This window comes from Paenibacillus sp. 01T424, from assembly GCF_056398745.1.
The window spans coordinates 30,768-52,848 of the sequence record NZ_JBFTPZ010000002.1; the positions used below are offsets into that span (position 1 = coordinate 30,768).

Here is a 22,081-nt window from a genome sequence, read left to right on the forward strand (position 1 = left end):
TATGATTCCTTCGTAATCTCGTCCCTATCGATCTAACGAATCGATGTAAACTAAATCACCTGTCTCAACATAAGACACTTAGCCTGATACTGAGGTCGATTGAAGTCTTTGCCGCTCAATTTATCAGCAGTTGCCTTTCCGGATTTTGCTCCTTAGTAGAAACACGCGCGTAGCCCATCTCAATCATTAATACTCCTCCTTCTCTATAAAGATATCTATGTCTTCTCTCCCTTGTAGGTTTATAACTCATACTCATTGTCCATTACGTTAATTCAGAAGAGTGTCCCTTATTGTACAAGAAAGGTAAATTGTCTTTTTTCACATATTGAAGTATCTGGATTGAATTATATACCGGTATAGCCTTAGTCACCATCCTATCCTTTCAAAATGCATGCTTTTTGATACACTAAAAAAAGACACTATAAAGCGTTTCAAAAACTGTATATTTGATTTATGGTACGTTTCATTTTCTGGACACACTTTTTGATACGGTATAATCATCGAAATCTTGATTAGTAATTGGTCTTCATATACCCAGTCGCCAGATGAAGAGAAGGATAAAGCGCGGTAACGTGTATACCATACTATTATCGAGAGGTAAACTCGCTTTTGGCAGAAGGTTCAAGATTGGACCTATTGCGATATATAAACATATTGGGTAGAACTTATTGGCAGAGCTGGTCGTGGCCCGCGGAATTTTGGAAAGTTGTAACACTATCCATAGAAATCTTGAATATGAGTCAAGAATGTTTTTGCAGCAGCGGAAAAGACCTGATGTTTTTTCCAAACCATATTCAATCCGGACTCTACTCTTGGCTCGAGAGGTCTGAAACAAAGGTTGCTATCAAACGACGTATTTACGATCTTATCTAGTGTTAGAGCATAACCGATGCCTTCTTCAACCATAATTGAGGCATTATAGGCCAGGTTGTAAGTGGCTATGATATTTAGTTTATCGAAATCGTCACCAAACCAATCCGCAAAATCATTCTTTGAAAATGTTTGCTTTAGCGCCTGTCTAGAGCAAATGAGCGGAACTTGTAGTAAGTCAGCGGGTTGAATTACATCCTTGCAAGCTAGTGGACTATCTTTTCTCATCACAACGCCCCAAACGTCTTTGGCGGGCAAATTCAAATAATTGTATTTCGAAACATCAGCCGGTTGAATGAGTATTCCAAAGTCAAGCAGTCCCCTATTGATCCGCTCCGTTACGTCATCTTCATTCCCGCTGTAGAGATGATACCGTATATGCGGATATTTTGAATGCAATTTCTTTACTACTCGAGCAATTTGTTTCATGGCTTCTGTTTCCCCGCCACCTATATATACATCCCCACTAACAGTTTCCTCCATAGACCGGAACTCAGTCTCTAATTTATCAACCATCTCAATGATTTCTTCAGCTCTTCTTCTCAAAAGCGTTCCTTCTTCTGTGAGGACAATATGGTGGCTACTGCGAATAAATAGTTTTTTTCCTAACGTTTGTTCAAGATCCTTTAATTGTCTGGACAAGGTTGGCTGTGTTAGATGTAAAAAGTCTGCAGCTGCCGTAATGCTCCCTTCTCTAGCGACAGTAAGGAAATAACGTAATACTCTTACCTCCATCGACATATCTCCTTTTTTGTTTCCATACTACATGTTCAAGAAATGCTTTTCAAGCATATCAAGTTATGAGATATAAGTATTTGTTATGTGATAATAGCACGTCTAAAATAAATACAATCAGCTTTTTTGATCCACATTGTTATAAAGAAATCGGAGGGATTTTAAACATGGTTAGAGAAAAGGTTTGGTTTATCACGGGAACTGGCCGAGGTATGGGCAAAATAATCGCGAAAGCTGCCTTGAATGCAGGACATAAGGTTGTGGCTACAGGACGCAATACAGACGCGGTGGCTAAAGCGATCGGTGATTCTGAGAATGCCTTGGTCGTTAAATTGGATGTTACCCGTCCTGATGATGCTCAGTCGGCAGTTAAGGCTGCAATTGATCGCTTCGGCACTATCGATGTGCTTGTTAATAATGCCGCGCAATTTTATGGAGGTTTCTTTGAAGAACTGACCCCCGTCCAAATCGATGAGCAATTACACGTGTCATTGATAGGGCCTATGAACGTTACCCGTGCGGTGTTGCCTGTCATGCGCAAGCAGCGTAACGGTCATATCGTCTCGATTTCTTCCGGTGCAGGCATTTCCGGCTTTGAGTTTAACTCAGCCTACAGTGCATCGAAATTCGCGCTTGAGGGCTGGATGGAGTCCCTCTCACCTGAAATAGCTCCTTTCGGCATTCATACGACGATTGTCAATCCGGGCTTTTTCCGTACGGAATTTCTGACAGAGTCCTCGTCGACTTACGCCAAAAACTTACTCGAAGATTACGAGGATCGCAGAGCAAGCTTCCTGTCATTTTTCAAAGAACAAAATGGGCAACAATCTGGTGATCCAACCAAGCTCGCGAATGCGATTCTCAAGATTGTAAGTGAGATTGATCCACCGAAACGCTTTATCGGAGGCGCTGACGCGATGGGTATTGCTGAGCAGAAGATTGTCGATCTTCAAGCTCAAGTTAATGCCTACCGAGAGCTTTCGTCAGCTATGGCGTATGAGGATTAATCGCAACCATTTAGTTGTCTATGTATTAACTTTTGGGGTATTTGGTATTTTAAATACTGAAATGGGCGTTATCGGAATTTTGCCTTTAATCTCTGACCACTTCCAGGTCAGCATCTCCGCTGCGGGGCTGATCGTTAGCCTCTTTGCGCTTGCGGTTGCCATCTCTGGTCCCATTTTGCCCTCATTGTTCTCGGGGATAAATCGTAAAAAAATCATGCTACTTGCACTTGGCATTTTTATTGTGGGCAATTTCGTTTCCGCTATTACATCAGACTTTACCGTGTTATTGATTGCACGTGTCGTACCCGCTTTTTTTCACCCGATTTATTGTTCCATGGCCTTTACGGTCGCAGCCGCTACCGTTAACAAAGAAGAAGCATCAAAGGCAGTAGCGAAAGTCTTCATTGGCGTTTCTGCGGGCATGGTAATTGGGGTACCGGTAGCCAGCATAATCGCAAGCGCAACATCGCTTGCTTATGCGATGTTGTTCTTTGCGGTGGTAAATATAGCCGCCTTCATCGCAACGCTTTTATTCGTTCCGTCTATGCCTGTAGCGAATCAGCCTTCTTATGGCGTTCAATTGCGAGTCTTAAGAAGATCAGCAGTTTGGTTGTCCATTGCCGCGGTTATCTTCATGAACGGAGCCTTGTTCGGAGTGTACAGTTATCTTGCGGAATACTTGGAAATCGTGACCCAATTGACTTGGAACACCATTAGTTTGATGTTATTCCTTTACGGTGCGGCTAATATGATTGGAAACATAATCGCAGGGAGACTGCTTACTCATCATGCATTAAGTACAATAAAGCGATATCCGTTTGTATTAGGTGGCGTCTACATCCTCATGTTATTCCTCGGCCAGTTCAGCGTACCCATGGTCTGTATGATTCTGATCTGGGGAGTATTGGGAGGGATTGGCGGCAATATTACTCAATATTGGATTGTCACTTCAGCGCCGGATGCGCCTGAATTCGCAAACGAAATCTTCCTGACATCTGCTAACTTGGGCACAACAATAGGCGCAAGCGTATGTGGGCTTTTCATAACGGGAATGGGGGCGCCATACGTCTTACTTGGAGGGATCTTGTTCGTTGTATTAAGCATTGCGTCCATTTATCCAAAAATTTCAATAGAGGGTCGATTGGAGGTTGCTCATGATGATAGATAAGCAGGTAGCTCTGGTCACAGGAGCGAATCGTGGCATCGGATATGAACTCGTCAAACAATTAGCTTGCATGGGTTTCAAGGTCATATTAGCAAGCAGAGATACAAACAAGGGCACTGCAGTTGCGCAACAGCTTGCCGAATCGGGATTTGATGTCTCCTTTATTTTAATTGATGTAACGGATCAAGAAAGCATTCGTCAAGCTGCAATGACTATCACAGAGACCGTTGGGCGATTAGATATACTAATTAATAATGCTGGTATTTATCTTGACGGGGATAACAACTTATTATCGATGGATCCAACGATTCTCGAGAACACAATGACAACGAATTTATACGGTGTTTATCATGTCATGCGTTCGTTTGTACCACTTATGGAAGAGCGAGGATATGGAACAATAATAAATGTCTCCTCGGAATATGGAACCATGAGTGCCATGTCATCTGAAGGTGYTGGTGCATACAAGATCTCCAAACTTGCCATGAATGCATTGACCCAATTGGCAGCAGCCGAAGTCAAAGGACATATAAAAATTTATGCAGCCGATCCAGGGTGGGTCAGCTCGGATATGGGAGGTTCGTCCGCTCCAAGAACTCCAAAACATGCTGCCGAGTTGATCCTCGGGTTGATAAAATTGGGGGCGGAACGACCACGCTGTGGGTTCTTCAGAGATGGTAAACTAATCAATTGGTGATGTAAGTAAGTCTGGGCGTTTGCTAATATGGAGGAGTAACAATGTGGAAGATTTGATTGAATTAGTGTTTTTCTTGTTATGAAAACAGAATTGAAGTCTAAAATCAATAAATCGTTGAACTAACGGGAAACCATAGTTCAATAATACACAGAAGCAGCCAATCATAATGATCGGCTGCTTCTTTTTATTAGTTGAGGGAAATGATAATGCTGATAACCTAACATGTACTACTTTTATTACCCTTAGATAACAATGTAGATACTGTTTATACAAAAAATTAATGCAGCACAGAACAGACTGCATTACTCAAGTACATTAAAATCTGAAGGAATCCATCAATCGTTTACCGATTTCATAAGCAACTCAGCTCGTTACAGCATTGCCTGCCATTTTATATAATTGGGAATCGCTTATCCCATATCCTTTGAGTGTATAAAACCAATCGTCCGGAAAAGACTGCAGTCGAAAACATTCAAGAGGTGTCAGTTTGCGAATACGATAACCATCATAGATTCCATGTTTGTCCTGTGCTGTTAGCGTAAAAGATGGTTCTCCTGGCTCCTTAAATCTACGTCCGTTCTGCCTTTTCTCTTCGCGGTCAGGTGTTAATACAGCCATGGGTTCCATGACCCCTGTTCGAGCTTGATTGGCTCCTAATCCTTTGAAATAACTTGCATCTAAACAAGCTGCTTCTCCTGCTTCGTTGACACCTGTCTTTTGTGATACATTAACTAAAATTTTGTTACCTTCACCCTTATTCGTTGTAAGTGTCGGCGCTAGTCCGTTTGCTGCAATTACTTGGCCATTCATACCTCTTCTGCTTGGATTTACATTTCCAGCGATCATGACCCTAGAAGCTATTGTTTTAGAGTCTTTAGCAGGCTTGTTGTTTTCTCCTCTGAAAGGAAATATTTTTCGTCCACTTGATCCTCTAAGACTTGCGACACTGAAGACTCGTTCTCTGTTTTGTGGCACATAGGCCGAGCTGTTAAGCACATACCACTCCCCCACGTACCCCAACTCATCCAACGTTCCGATGATAGTCTCGAACGTTCTCCCTTTGTCATGACTGAGGAGTCCTGTGACATTTTCAAGGAGTATAAATTCAAGTTTGAGAATAGATGCGAACCTGATGATCTCAAAGAATACTGTCCCTCTAATAGCGTCGTTAAATCCTTCACGCTTTCCAGCAATGGAGAAAGCCTGGCAAGGAAATCCCGCAACCATCATAAGCACTCCACATCCTTTCGTTTGGATCATGTAAGATTTTAAAACTCTCGTGAGTAGGTTGTTTTTTGGGAGATCCGCACGTTAGGCAGATTGTGTAATACTTTTTTAGGATGAGCTTCATGCTGCGTGAATGTTTGGCATGTTTCGCATTTTGTATCACATTCCGCATATCCCTCACATTTCATTCCAGCCTCCATAAGTCCAAGTCCCATTCTAATGCCGGTATCTGATGTTCTCTCGTTAAGAACAAAACGTTGATACGCCCAAAAGGGTTGAACGACCTCGTACGTCCTTCGGTTTACTTCATTCCATCTAAGTCGGTTTGCTTCCAACTCTTCTGTGTACACCACTGCTTATAAACGTATAACTGAAATTCCGCTTAGTCCCGATGGACTTGTGTGATCAATCAAATTGTAGGGTTAGCGGATGTGTTACTCTGGCAAAAGAAAGAGCGATAATAAATAGCCGGTCCACCACACTCTTCTTGCTGTTAGCTTAACATCAGCAGGCAAAAGCAAAAAACCTCCCCGCAGCACTCTGCAGAGAGGTTCCCTCTAATAAAATATCTTCTCATCCCGCTTTTCCTTAAGTATTTCCACCGCTTCACGGAAGCGCAGCGAATGGATAATCTCCCGCTCCCGCAAATACTTCAAGCTATCCTGCAGATCCACGTCATCCGTTAAATCAATCAGCCACTGATACGTCGCCCTAGCCTTCTCTTCCGCCGCTATGTCCTCATATAGATCAGCAATCGGATCGCCTTTCGCTTGAATATAGGTAGCCGTAAACGGTACGCCGCCTGCATTCTCATAAAACAAAGCGCTATCATGAGCCACATAATGAGCACCTAGACCTGCAGCCTTAAGCTGTTCTGGCGTTGCATCTTTTGTCAGCTTGTAAATCATGGTCGCAATCATTTCCAAATGAGCAAATTCCTCAGTTCCTRTGTCTGTTAGCAATCCAATGACTTTATCCGGAATCGTGTACCTCTGGTTTAAATACCGAAGCGCTGCTGCAAGCTCACCATCAGCACCGCCATATTGCTCCATTAGAAACTTAGCCATCATTGGATCGCATTTGCTTACGCGAACGGGATATTGCAGTTTTTTCTCATAAACCCACATGTACGGTGCCTCCTCTAGATTTCCTACTAGCCCTATCCACTATTTATACCTGCCAAGGCCATGGTGTATCATTCCATGACCAAGGGTTTGTGGAGAAGCTTTGGCCAAAATGCTTTAAAGGCCCGTACTTCGATTCATACTGCTGTACGATAGGCAATCTTAGCTGTGCGAACTGATTGTATTGATGTATGRCATTGGAATCTGTAGGATGAGTATCCAAATATAAATTCAGCTCCACGAGTACAAAATCTACCGCCTGCAAATCATGCAGCAGCTTGTAATACTCTTCATCAAGTATGATCGCCACCGTCAATCACCTTCTTCCTGTCTGTCGTTTTTCGGATCATATGGGCTATACAACATAGGCCAGAGTGTACCATATCTCAATGCTTCATGAGGTGAAAACTGAGGTAAATTGGGCGGTTGAAAGGTAATAAATAATTGAGGCGGCGTGCTGAAGCTTTTTACTTTTATAGGCGGGCAGGGATCTAAAGGGCTAATAAACGGCTTATAATAACGCACCTGATTATTCACGCAGATGTCTCCTCTCGGTATGCTCTTCAAAAAAGTATATGTATAAGGACTTGGTCATCATGACTAACCATTCATTGAATGACGCTGTACCGGTACAGTCTTTACATTTCTACATTGTTCTCTAGCTCTTTCTCGTTTAGGATGTGATAAAGGCAATAAAATAAAGAAGCTCAAAACGATGTTTGAGCCATAGAGGTGAATCGTTATGGAACCGTTGACGAGAGAAGAAATAAAAGCTTATTTAAGCAGGCTTGGCATCTCAGATATTCAGGAGCCAACCAAGGCATTTTTATTTGAGCTTCATAGAGCCCATGTAAGAGTTTTTTCTTGGCAAACCATTGATGTTTTTGCAGGTAAGCCCGCAGGAATTCACATCAAACAATCCGTCCCGCTCCTTATCCATGGCAGAAGCGGATATTGTTTTCATTTAAATGGCGCATTTAGCCATCTTCTGCGTTCATTAGGCTACAAGGTTTCATTCCACCGGGCAGGCGTACAGCCACTAGGTGCCGAGCCTCGTATCAACTCGTTTCACCTTGGACTAACCGCTCACTTGTTGAACGAAAACAACGAAGAAGAACAATGGATTATTGATGTTGGATTAGGCGATATGCCTTTTGAGCCGCTGCCTCTTCTTGCTGGAACGTATAACCAAAACCCTTTTATTTATAAAGTAACAGAATCTCTTGTTGTTCCAAATGGATGGCGCTTAGAGCATGATCCATCTGCGTCATTTGTTGGCGTGGTTTATGATTCTACCGTTTTGGCGGATATGACAGAGTTTGAGCCTAAGCATGAGCATTACAGCCGCTCCGCAGAATCTCCATGGATCAATATGTTTTTAATTAGAAATAGACATGCTGGCGGAAGCAATGAAATCCGAGGCTGCATTTGGAATGAACGAGGAACTGACGGTGTGAGGCAGACGGAATTAGTGAGTCAATCCCAGTGGCTCGAGGTGTTGGGCGAGGTTTTTGAAGAAAAACTCGTCAACTACAGCCGTCAAGAGCGGGATGAACTATGGAAAAGAATTCAGCTTGCTCATGAACAATGGAAAATAGCAAAAGCCTCATCATCATAACAAAAAAAGGCTTTTACTAACTCCTTATAGATGTCCTAATCAAATAAACCTCAGAGAAATCTGAGGTTCATTTAACTATTAGTGGTATAAGAACTCCAACCGCTAAGCTTCCGCCGTACCGAATCTTTTGGCGTTTCTTGCGCGGGCACGCTCGATTTCGACCTCTCGATCACGCGGCTCAGCTTGGGTAACTAGCGTGTCGAGCAATTTCTGGGCTGCCGCAGCCACCTCTTGTATCGCAACATTGAATGCTTCTTCATTGGCTTTCGATGGTGACTGATATCCCGATAGCTTTCGAACAAACTGGAGCGAAGCGGCAGCTACTTCCTCTTCTGTTGCCGGTGGATCGAAGTTAAATAACGTTTTAATATTTCGGCACATCATGCTCTTCCTTTYAGCATTTTATTTTGCCTGAAAGCTCTAGTTCCATGCAAATACAAGCCTTTTAACTTCGATAATAGCTTTTCTATAGAAACTTTTCAAGGGATAACAACTACCAAGCATTTGTCATAACTATCGGTTTTATCTCCCCGTCAGCAATAATCATTTTATCAATACAAAGCATACGATTCCCCGCTTCAGGGTCACCAATAATACGGCGATGATAAACAATGAGCCATTCATTACTCTCTGGCAAATGGAGGAACCCATGATGTCCTGGCCCTTCCGCAATAGGCTCTTGTCGCTCAAGCACGATGCCCTTATTCTCGAATGGACCCAAAGGATTCTCACTCACGCCATACGCAACGCAATAAGAGCCGTTCACCCAGTCACCTTGCGACCACATGAGGTAATACAGTCCATCCTTCTTTATCATACAAGGTCCTTCAACATAACCATCAGGCGTAATGGAGAGAAAGGTTTCACCATTTTCAAGTGGAATGAACCCCGTCATATCATCATTCATTTTCGCTACGTTGCAATGACGCCAGCCGCCATAATATAAATAGATCGTTCCATCATCATCCTTGAACAAATGAGCATCAATCGGCTGAGCGGAATGAATGAATCGATCAATGAGCGGTTTTCCCAGATATCCTCTGAATGGTCCTTCAGGACGGTCAGATACGGCTATCTCCAAACCGCCGATCTCATCGTTGCTTTGAATATCGTTTGTTGCAAAAACCAAATAATATTTTCCTCGTTTCTCGATAATTGTAGGTGCCCAAACCGCTCTCCACATCCATGGAAAGTCTGACATTTCAATAATGCTCTCATGCTTCTCCCAATGGATCAGGTCGCTTGAGCTGAACGCATCCAAATTCAATTGCTTCGTATATTCCGTAATGGACCTGGTAGCATAAATCCAATGCTTGCCTTCATACGTTCTCGCTTCAGGATCAGCATACCAGCCTGGGACTATCGGATTATTAATACCTTTCATCGAAAAACAGCTCCTTGTTCGTGTTGTAGTACCGATATTGTAAAATATTGCAGACCCTATGTCTCTATCATAAATTCAACTTTCTTATCCACTTTTATGACATTAATCAATTTCATCATTTTAATAGCCGATTAGCTAAAAAGAAAAAAGGGGTCGTCCCAGCAGTAGTAAAACTACTAACGGAACAACCCTTCCTATTCTTATAAATACGTTGCTTTGGTTATGGCGCAACAACACGCAGCACGGAAATCTCATACTTCGATTCACCGACTGTGATAATGCTTTTCTCCGGTATATCAACCTGCTTACCGAGGTTAACTACAACCCGGTTCGTATAGTCTGCTTCATTTATTGCAGTATTGCTCGGTTGCTCCGTCTGAGAATCGGTAGCTGTCGGCAGTGAATCAGTTTCAGCCGGTGTTGGCGTTGGCGTCGGCTTATCGGATTCTTTGGCAGTCGAATCCGTTGTTTCCGTCGGCTGTGATGAGCTTTCAACTTGATTTCCGTCAGTGCTGCTACTCCCAGTATCCGATTTGCAATCAGAAGTAACTTCTAGTGTCGTGTACGAAACTGCTTCAGCACCCGGCGTTTCTACCGTCAATGAGCTAGGCTTAAACAGTCCGCAAGCTGCTGCTTCCTTAAATGCGAAGACGAGGGTGGTCGCAGCCTTCTTGCCCACTGATGCAGCATTTTGCTCCACGTATACGATTGTATCCGGCTGGGTTATGCTCGGTTCAGGAGTCGTTTCAGGCAAAACAGCACCACCAGGCTTCACATCATCCTTGCCGCCGAAGGCAAACATAATGCCGGCTACGATTAGTACAATACCTATAGCCGATAACGATGTTATAAACGTCGATTTACGATTCCTGCGAAAAAATTTAGTCAGCGGTGAGGATAGCTCGCGCTCCGCCTGTTTATATACACCTTTAAGAATAGGGCCTGCTTTGTCAAAATGCTGCTTCCAATTGGCTCGTTTCTTAAATGCATCCCGGTCATGTTTTGTGAAATAGCTGACTACTGCAGTTACATAGGCAGGGACAAAACCTCTCGAGCGCATGAAACTAGGATGTTTTTCTGCCCATCGGAAAAACAGATATACCGTATCTTTTTGAGACGCGTTTTGCTGCAAATAGTTGAGGAGCGTGGCATAATCCACTGATTCCATATCCGAGCTGCGAAGAAACAATAGCACGAGACGGGGAAACTCAGCTAACTCCAGCTGATTGGCAAGCAATCGGCGACCAACGAGCTGCACCCGGTCGATCTCTGCTGGGGATAGATTTTCGAATAAATCTACCGTTGGCTCCGGGAATGCGAAGCATTCGTAAAGCGCCTGCAGCTCAAGCGCTGCTGATTTCTGCCTCGGATCGCTCAGCTGTCCATTCCATTTTTTCAGCTGATCCTTCGATTTGAGAAACTCGCCCAGCATGAGCTGATCCTTCGTCAATCTTTCCATATCAAGTTCAATTAACATTGCTCGATAAGCCGCAAGCTCGAGCTCCGTATAAAACTCTACCGCATCATGAGACGGCAGCTGTTTTCGCACGCCAAACTTGCCTTCACTTGCTAAGCTGCGCAATTGTTCAAGCGCTTTGCTCGTCGCTGGCAGCGAGTGGCGCTCCCRTTTCAGCTTCTCGATGAGCTGCTGACGGACCAGCACAAAAAAGTCTTCATCACCGTACAGCTTAGGATGAGCATTGCCCCACTGCTCAATGAGCTGTAGAACACTTTTGGCTCCTGCAGCTGCTTTAAGCTTTTGCTCAAGGAATGGAATAAATAAGTTTGCACTTAGCTTCGCATCTACTAAGACTCTTGTGAAAAAAGCTATACTAAAGTCAGGATTACTTTCAACTGCCGCATAGAAGGAAGCCGCTGCGTCTTGCTCACTCTGCTTTCTTGCATTTAACAATGCTAAAAGGAAAAAGGAAACCAGCTTATTTTCGATATGTTTACCTTCAATTTGATAGTATTGTGTAAACACATCTACAATGAAGGTTTCCGGCACTACTCCTTGCCTAGCACGGTCAAACTCATAATCAAATCGAGACAGAAATAAATCATTCAAGCGCATCTTGGCATCCAATGCGCCGGATGGCTGCAAATAATCCATCAAGCTCCGCATTACCGCGCTTTTATGCGATTCATATAACTTTTCGTTGCCTTCCTCGATTTGGTAAACGACGCATAGCTCATGATAACTGGCTGCTGCGAGTTCGCGCTCCTCCCCCATATCTGCCAGCATCAGCTCAGCGAATTGAAAGAAGCTATCCGTACGGTCAGGACGATCCAAGTTATCCCATGCAAAATCCAAAAAAGGCTGATCTATACTGTCCAGATCAACATTCATCATTCGGTCGTTGCCGAAATCAAACGTAAAATCCTTCTCGATGCTGCGATCCCCATTGCGGAGGCTTCCTTGCTCTACGAACGTAAGATGAACCGATTTGCGGCTTACCGGCTCTTTCGCATAGGTAATGAAACCAAGCTGCTTGCGGAAGGCGTAGGGTAAACTCGCATATAGCACACCAAGCAGCTGTTTTGCCTTGTCTGGCAGCTGTTTGATTGGAACATCAAGCGAAACATAGATCTTTTTCTTACCCCCGACTGCTGCCATTACCGCATAGAGCAGCTGTTTAAACGATTTTTCTGAAATGTTCAGCAACGAAAGGATGGAACGAGCAGACGGCTTAATCGCTGCTGCACTCTGAATCGGAAGCTCTAGCAGCTCTGCTATTTCCGTACCGCTGTCAATATTATATTGATCTGCGAAAGCGGCTTGCAGCCAGTTCATATAATCACTTGCAGGCTTACTGCTATGACCGCTTGGAATAATAAAGTTATGTGTAAAAAAAGCGCTGCGCAGACCCGTGAAGTCGGCTGCCTGATAAACACTTCTGCCAAGCAGCAAATCGCCATTATCCAAATGAAGCAAGTGCATCGTCTCTGGATACGCGGATCCGTCCTTCTCACCGCGGGTAGCCAGCTCAGTCGGGGCATCATAAACACAAAACGGATGAAGCACTTTTTTTACAAATGATGCTTCCAAACCGCTTGATTTGGCGATCGTGTCATAACCTTCCGTGGATCTGAAAATGCCGCGTCTTTCCCGTGCATACATCTGCTGCTGAATCATCCTGCTGGGCGTAGAATCGCGCACTATTCTCTTCTCCCCTCAATGAAGTTCAGCTTATAAAGCAGCCAAATGAAGGGCTCGTCTACCCGAATGGGACTGACGACGGTTTGCAGCTTCTGATCGACGGGATTGCTGCCGAGTGCGGAAACCGCATAATAAGCCGTATCCTTAAAATAAACATCCATCGTACCTTTAAAGGGACGATCGACCTTCTCGATGAAACGGCGGATTTCTCCATCAATATTTTCAAACTCGGTCAGGTTGAAATAATTGCGATGCACCATGTTGTTGAAAATATTGCTGTTCGATTTAATATATTCTCCATCTTCATCCTTTAGCGAATGAAGCATATCGCTCTTCGTTAAAACGACGGCAGTCGGAATATCCGTTTTGTTGTTTTCCTGATAAGCAATAAAGTCGCCAAACATCGTCAGAACAACGTCGCGCGGCTCGTCGTATTGGGAAACCCATTCACCGGGCTTATCGCCCAGATTCATTCTAATTTTCTCGCGAATGGAGCGAATTTGAAGCGGATCTACCATCAGCAAAATGCCTGCTGAATTTTTGATATGCTGACCATGCAAACCAAGATAATCCTGCTCTACCATACCCTCGCCAGCGACATCAAAAAATACGAGAGTAAGCGGTGGCTTCGATTCATCTTTAAAAACAAATTGAAAAATAAAAGGCTCCTGCATCTTTTCCTTTTGGGTAGACGCTAGCAGATCGCCGCGCTCAAACAGCGGCTCCTCGTAATAGGTTCGGAATTTCCGGCTAATTTCAGCGTTAAGCGGCATGCAGGCTGCATTAAAATGGTCCGCTGTCGTGTTCTGCAGCGTATGTATCAACGCGGTCATATACACCGACTTGCCTACTTGTGAAGCGCCAATGATTGAAATAATATTGCTCGGCACCTTGCCTGCTGTTACTGGAATTTCGTTGTGGCATTTTGGACAAAGTCTTCTGCGTGTCAGCTCGCCATAGCGGTCATTTATTCCAATCAATACATGGTCTGAGTAAATCCGATGCTCTTCAGGCACGTCGTTTGGATAGAGCACCGCTTCCATATCGTGTACAGAATCAAGGCCAAAACGCTCACGATACTTATTCAGCTCATCATCTTCTCCAAGCGCATAATCCTCATCATCCTCACGGGAATGTGAAGCGCGGAACACAACCTCATCCGGTGTAAATTTACTAAAACAATAGGGGCAAACAATATCATAAAACAAAGGCCTTTGCTTTGCTTCCGGCTTTTTCTTGAAAAGATCGAAAATACCCATGCGATCTTCCTCCTTTATACTGAAATCAATTCGTACATCTGTCCAGACGTTCGGCCATCAGTGAAAAACAATCGTATAAAATCCTGTTTGCCAACCTCAATGGCAGGCAAAACGGTTTTTCCAGCTGCGAAAGGCGCAACGAACGGATACAGCATGCCATCTTCTTTATTCGCGGGATAGCTGCCCTGCTTTTTCACATAACAAAGTACGTCTTTCCCAATCGGTACCTCTGTTGAAACTTGAATTTGAATCGTTTTGAACTTTCTGAACAAACCGCTCTTATTTGTAATCGAATAATGAATTTTAGCTCGGCCAGCACTTATTTCGATGCTGTTCTCGTGATTAGGCTGAAGGATGAGCTGCGGACCGCCGCTCCCTTCCAGTGCGGCATATACCGTAAAGACAAAACGTCCGATGCCCTCTAATCGGCTATGATAGCCATTATTCGCTTTATATTCTGCCTTCGTGTACAACTTGACAGTTCCTATATCCACGGGGCTTTCCGCCGCCTGCTCAGCCGGTGTTTTCCCAATGTAAACCGCTTCTATACCGCCCGGCCAAATCCAGCGCAGCGTGCAGCGGTCCTCCTCCAACACGCGAGTTAAACCGCTGATGATCGGAGAACCATCCTCTGCATCGATAAACCGCATTTTATATCCGCCTCCCGCATCGTTTAAAATCCATGACTGCGGCTGTCCTTCGTCCGTTCGCCTAACGCCTTTGTGGACTGATCTCTATTGCTGTTTTTTCTGCCGCCATCATAACGGTTTGTACTGTTATTATCCCTTATCGGAACAACAAGTGTGAAAATGCTAATAATGGCTGCCAGTACAAGAACAGCGAATAGACGTGATAAACCGTCAGAGAGCATATCCCCGGACAAGCCGGAGTCCAAAATGAAGCCAGCCAGCAAACCGCCTACAATACCGCCCGCCCCAAAGCTTAATGCCAAAAACCGATTGTCGAAAAACAATCCGAGCGACATCCCTAAAGCTGCACCGATAATGGCTAAGGATAAAATACGAAGCAGTGTATACAACGTGCTGTCCGCAAGCGATCCCGTTCTTTCGGTTAAGAGCGTCCGATTATCGATTGTATTGTAAATATTTTGGAATACGAGCGCCAGCCCGTTCGCTTCCGACACATCGTAATAGCTTCCATTGGTGGAATCAGCTATTTGCTGCAGCAAGGCAGAGCCCTTGGAATCTGCAACGCTAAGGCCTACCGTATTAATGACAATTTGCTGCTCTTGGAATTGTGCAATTTGCTTATTGATATCGGATTCGCTGAAACCGTCCGACAATAGAATGACCATTGTCCCGCGCCCAGCCTTTTCCTTATCCTTAATCGTCTTCATTGCTTCGCCAAGCGCAAGACTAAAGTTTGTACCGCCGTCCGTCGGCTCAAGTGAGTCAATTGCGGCATTTACTTTATCTTTCTCTTCCTGTGTGCTTACTTTAACAAAGGGCTGTATCAATTGTGCGGTATTGTGAAATGCAACCACCGCCACACGCTTATCGCTTTCCATGTTTTGAATCAATTGCTTCGCAGCCGAATAACGCTCGTTATCAGGATCGGTCTCCAGCATGCTTCCTGAATTATCGATGACAAGCACAATATCCTTTACCTGCTTCGCACCGCCAAAATGTGCGCCGTAAATAAATTGCAGCAATCCGCCGACTGCAAACAGCAGAACTAGCGTTGCTGGTACGAGCAGCTGCCACGATAATCCGGTATAACGCTGACGCCACGAAGTTCCGTTCAAACGAGGCGATATCATTTCAGCAATCAGGCAGGCCAGTCCAATGCATAAAGCAAGAACGCCAAAGTATAGCCCAACGACGGCAAAGCGCGGCCAGATTTCTGACAGCGCCCCCAGTATGATTTCCCCGATGACGAATCCTACTGCGCCTCCTATCAAGCTGAACAGTAAGAGAAGCCCATTTATTTTTCGTTGCATAATAACAGCACCCTTTCTACTTGCTAGTGGACCGCAGCAATTGTTGATGTATATCGCTCAGCGAAGATCAGGCAGCAGAGCAGGATCAAGCGTGTGAAATTCGTACCCATTTTGCAAATAGGTCTCATAATACACTTTGCCGTTTCGATAATACATCAAATCTTCTAAATGAAAGCCGCCCATAATATTCAACTTTTCTACACCGCTGCTGCGCTTCTCATGTACACACCCCAGCTTGTAAATGCGTGAAGATTCGTCAACGCCAAGTGCATATCGGATAAATTCACTCTCGCGATCTCCGAACAAATACTTTTCCTCATACCGATGCTCATGTGTATAGTCGAGAAGACGAATATGAACGACCGCATGCTCTTCCAGTGTCCGGTATAATCGGTGAAATAGCTCGTCCCTCGATAAAGCTTTACGATTGCTGTATGCAACGGATACATTGGCACGCAGCAGCAGCTCCTCCTCGAAAGTCTGTGCAAAAGGCTCTGCTGTCAAAATGTACTTTCGGCAAATCTCCATTAATCGCTCCAGAAACGCGGAATCTCCCTGCTGCAGGAGCTCCGTCATATTGCCGAGAAATCGTTCCTCAAAAAATATGGATGCGCCGCGTTTCTCTTCAATATCCTTCATGACAGCCGCAGTGACTCGCTCATAATACTCGAAGATGTTCTGCCCGATATAATCATCCGCTGAACGGATACTGTGCTGAGCCGCCGCATTCAGCGTTTCCTCTAGCAGCGCCATCTGTTCTACGCGAATTCGGTATTTCTCATGAAGACGCTCCAGCTCAGCAGCAAATTTACGGTACAAAGCAAGCTCAGTCTCAAGTCGTAAAAGCTGCCATTCCAGCCGGTACACCGCATCAAAAAAAGCGCGTATAAAGGATCGAACATTTTGCTTGTCCATAAATGGAAGACGCTGAAATTTCAAATCATCCACACGTTGTTCGCGGATTCGACCCAGCTCATCCTGAGCGATATCAATCTCTCTGACCAAATCGCGCATTCGAGCGCGAACAGCTGTCATGACGCTGTCTGTCTCGTTTTTCTCGTCTGTCCATTTGGCAACCTGGAAAAAGCTAAACAATGGCTGATCTTTCATATTACGGTTTACAGTGGCTCGCAGCTCATCTGAGGCCTTCACATAACCTAAGTTCACCTCAGCTGAACTAGTGAAATGCTTACGGAAGAAGATGGTGCAGCCATCTCCGAACAAGGCTTCCTCTGCCTCGCGCAGCGACATGCGCCGCAGTTGATCATAACGAATGTTGTTCGTTAGAAGACCCGACATATCGATGAGACTGTCCTCGCTTGGTACGAGATCGAGCATTCTAGTGTCCATCGCAGCTGCATCCAGCCCAAAGAAGGACAGCTTTTCCTTGCTGCCCTGCAGGTCAGCAATTTCCAGCCGTTCTTTTATTTGTTTAAAGAAATGATAGAGGACGGTTAACGCAATCGAATGATTCGGTCGTTTCACCTTGGACAAGCCCGCTGACACGAACCCCTGTCTTCCAGATTCCGTCATGAGACTGTTTTTGAAAGAAGAGTTGTTGTAGCTTACGTCACTCGATTGTACCTGTGTTTCCTTTCTCCTCCTGTTTTTCAACAGCAGAATATTGCAAATGATTTCATAGTTATCCTGCATCCCGTTAAGCGTTGTAATTCCCCGCTCATTGCGATCAGATAATACATAAACAAGATCAAATAATGGGGATGCCTTGTGGGTGACCGGAATTGATAATCCATCACCCGTCACCTGAAGCCTCGCCGAAAAAGAATAATCTGGCCGCTGCATTCCATCCAGCTCGCGCAGGAAGCTGATACCCGCTGCGCTTGCCAAACCAAACGTCTCTGATTGCTCACGTTCATTAATTAAAGCGTACAAATCCATTTGAACGGATTTGAACAGCTGCAAAAAAATCGATTGAGCAAGCAGCGATATTTCTGGAACAAGCACGTTTAATGGATCATCAACCCTTGTAATGACAGCAAGATGAAGGCGATCGAAAGATGCGTACAATCGGCCGTAATCAGCAATTGTATCGCTAACCTGACGCAGCGCCCGGTTGAGATCCGCTAGATGATGCCCTTCCTTATGGAATGCGGTGCCTATATCTTTGCGTTTGGTGCGATTATCCGTTTTGCCATCTACAACATCCGTAAGCGCTACCCTCGTCACCTTCGGGACAGATCGATTACGATTTGCCCCATGGTATGACGATGCTTTATAACCTGCACTTCCAGAGGCAGCATTTGCTTCACTCGACGAGACATGGAAATAAATAACGCCGGCATTGTTGTCCCATTTCAGTTCATTGGATTGAATCATAGGTTCAATCGCATGTCCTGCCTCATCTCCGATGTATAGAAATACGGTTGGATAGTGAATGCTGCTTTGATCATCCTCAAGGCCGCTAAGCTTCTGCTCAGCAGCCGAATAGTCGCTTGCATATAGATCCAACAATTCTCTCATCATTATTTCAACTTTCTACGAATTTCGTTAAGTTTAGTAGACATTTGCCGGTAGAACCGGTGCATTTCCTCTCCATTTGCCAGCTCAACCTTCTCGTATTCGAGACGCTCGCGTGCATCAAGGAATGTGCCGAACAGCTCCTCCAGCTTGGCTAACAGCTTTGAAGTATCCTCCGTTGCAGTCAGCTCCGTGACTCTGCGCTCCGCTTTGCGTCTTAGCACGCTGCGGTTTTTCTCCTCCAGCTGTCGGAAGCTCTCAAACACCTCAAACTCAACATAGCTGCTGCTTTTCATTAAATTAGCGAAAGGCGGCCATGCTTCTTCCTCTGGCTCGCGATCATAAACATACAGGGCACCTTTCTTGCAAATAGTCTCTGTGTACAGCGCCTCGATAAACTGATCCAGCAATTTCTCATCATCTTGGTGCTGCATAAGCAGCTGCTCAAGCTCGACTAATTTTACAGAGATGGATTCATACTTCGCCAATTCCTCACGAACCCGTCTTAGCTGCTCCGGCGAACGAATGAGATTTTCTTGTGCAAGCTCCTCTGTAAAGCTGCCGAAAATATCTTTTGTCGATTCAAGCTCCAGCCCCTCGGATAAAAGGCGCTTCAGCTCATTTACTGCTCGCTTAACTTCACCTAAATTCGGCTTCGCGCCATCAAGCTGCATATTGAACGGTTTTAACGCATCCGATAACTGGAACGGCTTCGTGAAGCGAACGGAATAACGGCTGCTCGTGTTATTGTCTATGCCCTTCTCTTCAATAATACGGAAGCTCTCGGCTTTGACAAACTCAGCGCGAACCCTTGCATTATAGCTTCTCACACGTGGGTTGACGTACGTATCGCCCCATGATTTCTCTGGAATCGGCGAAGGCAAATAGGTCCAATTGACACGGTCAGTCTGCACCAAATGACGGCCAATGCCTTCCTTATCGAGAATCGTGCGTTCATAGCTTTCTTCATAGACCTTCAGCGGCGTATAAACAAACAAAGGTACACCATTTCTCGTATTCAGCCAGAAAATCCGGTTTTTCACTTCACTTTCCTTTATCGTAAAGTGAGATTTGCCTATCGAGTTATTTTGATAATTCCGAATCCCTCTCAAAATGCTCGGCGCCTGCACAGGCACGGACACAAACCCCCATGAAGGGACATGCAAATTGCCTGAGCTGTTGCTGAGATGGAATACAGGCACAGCTTCCTCATCAAGCTTGCTCGCAATATGACGCTCAACAAACTTCTCAATCGATTCATCATTCCCGTATTTCATAACTAGGAATTCTTCCATTGATTTCGTAATCAGATCGCCGAATTTATTCGTCAAAAACTCTGAAATCGAGCTGACGATATCTATTTCCTGCTCTTTTACCCAAAGATTCGAATGGTCTAGAAGCTCCTGCGTAAAGTCGCGGATCAGATCATCGCCGTCCTTCTTATCCATTAAACGGCTGATAACGTCGGAGATGTCTGGTACGCCTACGATATTCCAATAATAAGTTTTGTTTCCTTTATGATCCGCTTGTTCCTCGCCGCTTGTCAGGATTTCACCATTTTTGGCAAAAATCGAATTAAGCACATTCAAAATTTCAGTAAATACGTTATAAATGCGGTTATTCTCGTTGTTCAGCAGCTGGTGGAGATCCTCATAAAATTCAATCAATTGCTCCATTCGCTCAACGTCAGCAAGCAGCCAGTACTCATTTATTTTTGCTTCGATATAGTTGTTTTTCTTCTTATCCTTGGATACGAACGCGCTCTTCGCATCGCCCATACGCTCATTGGCTTGCTCTCTAGCTGCTTCGATCTCTTTAGGAAGACGTGACAGCCCCTCACGAAGCGTCTCAATATAAGAGAGCAGCATCTTCAGCAAGCAGAAGCCTTTCTCAGTATGCAGGAGACGGGATACATAAAATGGCCCTTGCTCTGGATGGAGAAATGTACGGCGAATTTGATCGGTAAATTGCCCAACAATTTCGCCTGGCAGCTGTTTCTTGGCCTTAATATATTCCTCGCGCGCACGARCCAAAAAGTTTTGCTCCAGCTCCGTATCCATGTTCACGGCTTGCATTTTCACCACGTTATTGTAGCTGAGTCGCTCGCTGTTCTCGAAGCCTGGCAGCGGCTCAGGCACTCGTGAGTCAAAGGTTTTCATCATCGTTTCGAGATCAATGCCAAGCTTGCGAGCAAATTTCTCTACATCGTCCTGACTCGGCGCCTTTTCAAACATCTTGTCCATTTTGTTGAAAAGTCGGTAGGCCAAATAAGTCGTCATTTCCTCGATCGGCAGTACCGCCGAAGAAGCTCCGATAATGTTGTAATCGTAGTTAGCCGGGTACATTTTGTTCATTTGAGCAATATTGGTCCGAATGTTGCTAATATAATCATGAATAGCGAATTCCTCGCCGGATTGTTTTTCCTCGCTGGAAATAAAGTTCGTAATATTCTCTGCCGTTACATTCATGCAATAATCATAAGCATTTTCAAGCAGCTTGCCCTCAGCGTTTGTAGCCGAGATGAGATGGCATAAATTAAACGGTGGGAGCGGCGAATTAACGTTTAGTATATTGCCATATTGCTGCGTAAACCGTTCACCACGGCTGTCCACATTCATCCAATAGTCCAGTTCCTTCAGTGCAGCATAGCCATTTTTCTTAATGTACTCACGTGTATGGTCACTCAAGCTTTTGCTTGCAAGGTTAATATCCGGCGTAAACAAATAACCAAGCGTATTAACGCGGTCGATGCCGGCTGATCCGTGATCACGCTCTATAATTCCTCGAACGATATAAGAGATATCGAGGAAGCAGCCGCTTCCTGTTCCGCCAGACAAGCCGGTTAGCAGAAACACCATCAGCTTTTTGTTCGTCCCGACGGATAACGTTTTAATTTTTTTGTCGATGCTCTGCACCACTTGATTGATCTTCGTAAACAGCAGCAGCCGACCTGCTTGACGAACGCCAGCTGCACCATTCATGCCATCAGTTATACTTAGCTCTGGCGACAGCCAGTCCGTGATGTACGGCTCCAAAATGCTGCGATTTTGCAGCAATCCTCCAACCTCTGCATTAGATAGCAGCACAAATTCATTAATAGGATCAAGACCGATCCCTTTATACTTTTTATTGCGATCCTGTTCATTCGTTTCAAAAGCAAGGAATTCCACATTATCAGGCTTCTCGCGTTTTCTTTTGGAAACGGGATCCTCAGGAAGCTTAAAGCGGCGATTGATCTGGTATTTTAGACGCAGAAGCGCATCAATACCGGTACCGCCAAGTCCAATGATCAAAATGGGATTATCTATGGTGTCTACCCGAATTTTCTCGCTGACAATACCTCCGCCAAGCGAAACGTCAAGCTGCTGTATGTGTTCTCTTACGATCGGTTTCATTT

General features: G+C 44.7%; 17 protein-coding genes. 4 read left to right on the forward strand and 13 right to left on the reverse strand.

All coding sequences use genetic code 11. The annotated features are described in order from the left end of the window. Positions 1-714: 714 nt before the first annotated feature. Positions 715-1,605, reverse strand: a complete 891-nt coding sequence (locus AC1DPK_RS02265) for a LysR family transcriptional regulator (RefSeq protein WP_339208264.1) — start codon at positions 1,603-1,605, stop codon at positions 715-717. Positions 1,606-1,772: 167 nt separating this feature from the next. Between AC1DPK_RS02265 and AC1DPK_RS02270 the strand changes: the two genes are divergently transcribed. Genes AC1DPK_RS02270 through AC1DPK_RS02280 form a run of 3 tightly spaced genes read left to right on the forward strand, consistent with a single transcriptional unit; the run spans position 1,773 to position 4,474 of the window. Continuing rightward, positions 1,773-2,612, forward strand: coding sequence for an SDR family NAD(P)-dependent oxidoreductase (locus tag AC1DPK_RS02270; protein ID WP_477509148.1), 840 nt, complete (start codon positions 1,773-1,775; stop codon positions 2,610-2,612). Further along, the gene (locus AC1DPK_RS02275) at positions 2,602-3,780 is read left to right on the forward strand and encodes an MFS transporter (RefSeq protein WP_477509149.1); all 1,179 of its coding nucleotides are present in this window, start codon (positions 2,602-2,604) and stop codon (positions 3,778-3,780) included. The genes AC1DPK_RS02270 and AC1DPK_RS02275 overlap by 11 nt, the downstream gene beginning before the upstream one ends. Next, on the forward strand, positions 3,767-4,474 hold the full coding sequence (locus AC1DPK_RS02280) for an SDR family NAD(P)-dependent oxidoreductase (protein WP_477509150.1): 708 nt from the start codon (positions 3,767-3,769) through the stop codon (positions 4,472-4,474). Before AC1DPK_RS02275 ends, AC1DPK_RS02280 begins: the two co-directional genes overlap by 14 nt. Before the next feature lie 363 nt (positions 4,475-4,837). Here AC1DPK_RS02280 and dcm read toward each other — a convergent pair whose 3' ends face one another. The 4 genes from dcm to AC1DPK_RS02300 all read right to left on the reverse strand — a co-directional run bounded on the left by dcm (position 4,838) and on the right by AC1DPK_RS02300 (position 7,362). Further along, on the reverse strand, positions 4,838-5,704 hold the full coding sequence (gene dcm / locus AC1DPK_RS02285; protein WP_477509151.1) for a DNA (cytosine-5-)-methyltransferase: 867 nt from the start codon (positions 5,702-5,704) through the stop codon (positions 4,838-4,840). Between the two features lie 554 nt (positions 5,705-6,258). After that, entirely contained in the window at positions 6,259-6,828 is a 570-nt protein-coding gene (locus AC1DPK_RS02290; RefSeq protein WP_477509152.1) for a manganese catalase family protein, read from the reverse strand. 43 nt (positions 6,829-6,871) lie between these two features. Beyond that, the gene (locus AC1DPK_RS02295) at positions 6,872-7,135 is read right to left on the reverse strand and encodes a spore coat protein CotJB (protein ID WP_477509153.1); all 264 of its coding nucleotides are present in this window, start codon (positions 7,133-7,135) and stop codon (positions 6,872-6,874) included. A 2-nt stretch (positions 7,136-7,137) separates the two neighbouring features. After that, complete coding sequence (locus tag AC1DPK_RS02300) at positions 7,138-7,362, reverse strand: spore coat associated protein CotJA (protein ID WP_076269558.1); 225 nt, start codon at positions 7,360-7,362, stop codon at positions 7,138-7,140. 205 nt (positions 7,363-7,567) lie between these two features. Between AC1DPK_RS02300 and AC1DPK_RS02305 the strand changes: the two genes are divergently transcribed. Next, positions 7,568-8,443, forward strand: a complete 876-nt coding sequence (locus AC1DPK_RS02305; protein WP_477509154.1) for an arylamine N-acetyltransferase family protein — start codon at positions 7,568-7,570, stop codon at positions 8,441-8,443. Between the two features lie 102 nt (positions 8,444-8,545). Here the strand turns inward: AC1DPK_RS02305 and AC1DPK_RS02310 are convergent, their stop codons facing one another. From AC1DPK_RS02310 to AC1DPK_RS02345, 8 genes are all read right to left on the reverse strand, one after another. Further along, positions 8,546-8,824 carry a DUF2277 domain-containing protein gene (locus tag AC1DPK_RS02310; RefSeq protein ID WP_076269556.1) on the reverse strand — a complete coding sequence of 93 codons (279 nt, stop codon included), beginning with the start codon at positions 8,822-8,824 and terminating at the stop codon, positions 8,546-8,548. Positions 8,825-8,936: 112 nt separating this feature from the next. Beyond that, a complete protein-coding gene (locus AC1DPK_RS02315; RefSeq protein WP_441879479.1) occupies positions 8,937-9,827 on the reverse strand; it encodes a glycoside hydrolase family 43 protein in 891 nt (296 codons plus the stop codon). Between the two features lie 220 nt (positions 9,828-10,047). Beyond that, the gene (locus AC1DPK_RS02320) at positions 10,048-12,987 is read right to left on the reverse strand and encodes a GAP1-N2 domain-containing protein (protein WP_477509155.1); all 2,940 of its coding nucleotides are present in this window, start codon (positions 12,985-12,987) and stop codon (positions 10,048-10,050) included. After that, positions 12,987-14,246 (reverse strand): TRAFAC clade GTPase domain-containing protein, encoded by a 1,260-nt coding sequence (locus tag AC1DPK_RS02325; protein ID WP_339208235.1) that lies wholly within the window; start codon positions 14,244-14,246, stop codon positions 12,987-12,989. The genes AC1DPK_RS02320 and AC1DPK_RS02325 overlap by 1 nt, the downstream gene beginning before the upstream one ends. A 14-nt stretch (positions 14,247-14,260) precedes the next feature. Continuing rightward, entirely contained in the window at positions 14,261-14,896 is a 636-nt protein-coding gene (locus AC1DPK_RS02330) for a beta-mannanase (protein WP_076269552.1), read from the reverse strand. A 23-nt stretch (positions 14,897-14,919) separates the two neighbouring features. Then, the gene (locus AC1DPK_RS02335; RefSeq protein ID WP_339208231.1) at positions 14,920-16,206 is read right to left on the reverse strand and encodes a VWA domain-containing protein; all 1,287 of its coding nucleotides are present in this window, start codon (positions 16,204-16,206) and stop codon (positions 14,920-14,922) included. Between the two features lie 57 nt (positions 16,207-16,263). Beyond that, the gene (locus AC1DPK_RS02340; protein ID WP_477509325.1) at positions 16,264-18,687 is read right to left on the reverse strand and encodes a transcription initiation factor TFIID; all 2,424 of its coding nucleotides are present in this window, start codon (positions 18,685-18,687) and stop codon (positions 16,264-16,266) included. A 2-nt stretch (positions 18,688-18,689) separates the two neighbouring features. Continuing rightward, a complete protein-coding gene (locus tag AC1DPK_RS02345; RefSeq protein ID WP_477509156.1) occupies positions 18,690-22,079 on the reverse strand; it encodes a tubulin-like doman-containing protein in 3,390 nt (1,129 codons plus the stop codon). Positions 22,080-22,081 lie beyond the last annotated feature (2 nt).

What these genes read in the sequence shown, in the direction of transcription:
- AC1DPK_RS02315 (WP_441879479.1), bottom strand. Translation starts at nt 9,827, where the DNA reads ATGAAAGGTATTAATAATCCGATAGTCCCAGGCTGGTATGCTGATCCT.
- AC1DPK_RS02270 (WP_477509148.1), top strand. Translation starts at nt 1,773, where the DNA reads ATGGTTAGAGAAAAGGTTTGGTTTATCACGGGAACTGGCCGAGGTATG.
- AC1DPK_RS02310 (WP_076269556.1), bottom strand. Translation starts at nt 8,824, where the DNA reads ATGTGCCGAAATATTAAAACGTTATTTAACTTCGATCCACCGGCAACA.
- AC1DPK_RS02340 (WP_477509325.1), bottom strand. Translation starts at nt 18,687, where the DNA reads ATGAGAGAATTGTTGGATCTATATGCAAGCGACTATTCGGCTGCTGAG.
- AC1DPK_RS02335 (WP_339208231.1), bottom strand. Translation starts at nt 16,206, where the DNA reads ATGCAACGAAAAATAAATGGGCTTCTCTTACTGTTCAGCTTGATAGGA.
- AC1DPK_RS02275 (WP_477509149.1), top strand. Translation starts at nt 2,602, where the DNA reads ATGAGGATTAATCGCAACCATTTAGTTGTCTATGTATTAACTTTTGGG.
- dcm (WP_477509151.1), bottom strand. Translation starts at nt 5,704, where the DNA reads ATGATGGTTGCGGGATTTCCTTGCCAGGCTTTCTCCATTGCTGGAAAG.
- AC1DPK_RS02325 (WP_339208235.1), bottom strand. Translation starts at nt 14,246, where the DNA reads ATGGGTATTTTCGATCTTTTCAAGAAAAAGCCGGAAGCAAAGCAAAGG.
- AC1DPK_RS02265 (WP_339208264.1), bottom strand. Translation starts at nt 1,605, where the DNA reads ATGGAGGTAAGAGTATTACGTTATTTCCTTACTGTCGCTAGAGAAGGG.
- AC1DPK_RS02305 (WP_477509154.1), top strand. Translation starts at nt 7,568, where the DNA reads ATGGAACCGTTGACGAGAGAAGAAATAAAAGCTTATTTAAGCAGGCTT.
- AC1DPK_RS02330 (WP_076269552.1), bottom strand. Translation starts at nt 14,896, where the DNA reads ATGCGGTTTATCGATGCAGAGGATGGTTCTCCGATCATCAGCGGTTTA.